The 2146-nt window shown below is 39.0% G+C and carries 6 protein-coding genes; all 6 read left to right on the top strand.

The genetic code is table 11. The annotated features are described in order from the left end of the window. On the top strand, positions 1-206 hold a 206-nt coding region (locus tag DCH402_RS00160; RefSeq protein ID WP_039998853.1), incomplete at its 5' end, for an aminotransferase class III-fold pyridoxal phosphate-dependent enzyme. After that, positions 203-850 carry a dethiobiotin synthase gene (bioD, locus tag DCH402_RS00155; RefSeq protein WP_002229229.1) on the top strand — a complete coding sequence of 216 codons (648 nt, stop codon included), beginning with the start codon at positions 203-205 and terminating at the stop codon, positions 848-850. The genes DCH402_RS00160 and bioD, both read left to right, overlap by 4 nt. Continuing rightward, complete coding sequence (locus DCH402_RS22700) at positions 817-1047, top strand: hypothetical protein (RefSeq protein WP_096100814.1); 231 nt, start codon at positions 817-819, stop codon at positions 1045-1047. Before bioD ends, DCH402_RS22700 begins: the two co-directional genes overlap by 34 nt. A 23-nt stretch (positions 1048-1070) precedes the next feature. Continuing rightward, complete coding sequence (locus tag DCH402_RS22840) at positions 1071-1457, top strand: hypothetical protein (RefSeq protein ID WP_170316285.1); 387 nt, start codon at positions 1071-1073, stop codon at positions 1455-1457. After that, the gene (locus DCH402_RS00145) at positions 1451-1894 is read left to right on the top strand and encodes a hypothetical protein (protein WP_002214071.1); all 444 of its coding nucleotides are present in this window, start codon (positions 1451-1453) and stop codon (positions 1892-1894) included. The genes DCH402_RS22840 and DCH402_RS00145 overlap by 7 nt, the downstream gene beginning before the upstream one ends. Positions 1895-1964: 70 nt before the next feature. After that, positions 1965-2146 (top strand): hypothetical protein (locus DCH402_RS22940; protein WP_233276269.1); only part of this gene is annotated, 182 nt, incomplete at its 3' end.

Genomic DNA, 2146 nt, shown 5'->3' with positions numbered 1-2146 from the left:
TGCGCGTTTTGGGCGCCATCGGCGTGATCGAGTTGGAAAAAGGCGTGGATATGGCGCGTTTTCAAGCGGATTGCGTGGCGCAGGGCATTTGGGTGCGCCCGTTCGGCAGGTTGGTGTATCTGATGCCGCCTTACATCATTTCAGACGGCGTTTTGACCAAACTTGCCGACAAAACCGTGCAAATCTTGAAGGAACACAGCAAATGAAAGGCGTTTACTTCGTCAGCGGCATAGACACGGACATCGGCAAAACCGTCGCCACCGGCGTGTTGGCAAAACAATTGTTGCAGCAGGGCAAAAGCGTGATTACGCAAAAGCCCGTGCAAACCGGTTGCCAAAACATTGCCGACGACATCGCCGTCCATCGTAAAATCATGGGTAAACCCATGCAGGAAGCCGACAAACAAGGGCTGACCATGCCTGAAATCTTCAGTTATCCAGCTTCGCCTCATCTCGCTGCCCGTCTTGACGGCAGGGCTTTGGACTTGGACAAAATCCGCACCGCCACACAAGAATTGGCGGCGCAGTACGAAGTCGTTTTGGTCGAAGGCGCGGGCGGATTGATGGTTCCGCTGACGGAAAACCTGTTAACCATTGATTATATCCGTCAGCAAGGCTATCCCGTCATCCTCGTTACCAGCGGACGGCTTGGCAGTATCAACCACACTTTACTCAGTTTCGCAGCGCTCAAACAATACGGCATTCGCTTGTACAGCCTCGTGTTCAACCACATCCACGACAGCCGCGACGCACACATCGCCCAAGACAGCCTGAGCTACTTGAAATGCCGTCTGAAAGCCGATTTTTCCGAAGCGGAATGGATGGAGTTGGCAAAAACAGACGCGGTATAAAGATTGGGAAAAATATGGAACACCTATATGATGAATATGGAAATACAACGCCAAATAGAAGAACAACAAATAAAAAAGATGAAACTATTTCAAGTAAAGTAACTGTTGCAGCGATACCAGTAGCCGCTCCATTTGCTATTGCTGATATAGTCGATCAGGATTTTATCCAAGCGATTATGAAAATTACTGGTCATTGATTATCTATATATTGGTGGTTGTTATGAAATGCTATATTAAAGTTGTCATTATTGTTTTTATAATGGTAATGACAACTTCTTGTAATCCTTGCTTTTTTGCAACTTCTTCTTGTGATTATTCTTTTAGAAAAAACTATCCTATAAATAGCGACGATGAATATTATGTTAAGAATAATACGAGCAAAGAAACAAGAATTGCGGATTTACGCTATTGTATTTCTTATGCATGTCCAGAAGTTTATCAAAAATATCAACTACCAGATGAAAATGGAGATTATAGGGAGATTATTCGTAGAAAATATAAAGATGATTATAAAAAGGGCTATAAGAATGCAGATGATGTCATGACATGCTACGGAAAGATTGGAGAATGCATGAAAAATAATAAAGGATATTCAACAAAATGGTAATGTTCCGCTTATTATCAACAGCCCTTGTATTGTTGATAATGCAGGGCTGTTATTACACAACTATTGATAATGAAAAATGCTTTGTTGCCCCACAAAGCGTTCATTGTCCTGTAAGTTCTGATATTGAAAATGTTATTAGAAAAAATCCTAATAAAAGCATAAATCAAGTTAGGAGTGATATTAAATATTGTGCTAATATGTATTTTTCCAATATACGGGAATTAAATATTCCGCAAGATTTTGATAATTACATTTTCATGCTTAAAGAAAAAGGTATTCCAAGAAATGATAAGGAATTGGCTTATAATGCAGTTAGAAATATGCACATTATTTGTTTGAGTTCTTTGGGTGGTTATGATTATTATCAAAAAACCGCAGAATTTCAGAAAATAGATTATAAAAAAGAAATGGAGAAATTGTTAAATGAAAACCATTAAATTTGCTATTGCCGATATAGTTGATAGCGACTTTATCCAAGTGATTATGAAATTAAGCGGGCATTGATTTATGATTACGCGTTGTTTTAAAGTTGTCATTATTGTTTTTATAATGGTAATGACAACTTCTTGTAATCCTTGCTTTTTTGCAACTTCGTCTTGTAATTATCCTTTTGATGATATGACGATAAGAGCAAACAACGATATTGAATATTTTGTTAAAAATAATACGACTAACGAACAACGAATTGA

Source organism: Dickeya chrysanthemi NCPPB 402, from assembly GCF_000406105.1.
GTDB lineage: Bacteria > Pseudomonadota > Gammaproteobacteria > Enterobacterales > Enterobacteriaceae > Dickeya > Dickeya chrysanthemi.
This window is presented reverse-complemented; position numbering and strand designations above follow the sequence as displayed.

Excerpts from the sequence above, each read along its gene's own strand:
- DCH402_RS00145 (WP_002214071.1), top strand. The coding sequence starts at position 1,451 with ATGGTAATGTTCCGCTTATTATCAACAGCCCTTGTATTGTTGATAATG.
- bioD (WP_002229229.1), top strand. The coding sequence starts at position 203 with ATGAAAGGCGTTTACTTCGTCAGCGGCATAGACACGGACATCGGCAAA.
- DCH402_RS22840 (WP_170316285.1), top strand. The coding sequence starts at position 1,071 with ATGAAATGCTATATTAAAGTTGTCATTATTGTTTTTATAATGGTAATG.
- DCH402_RS22700 (WP_096100814.1), top strand. The coding sequence starts at position 817 with ATGGATGGAGTTGGCAAAAACAGACGCGGTATAAAGATTGGGAAAAAT.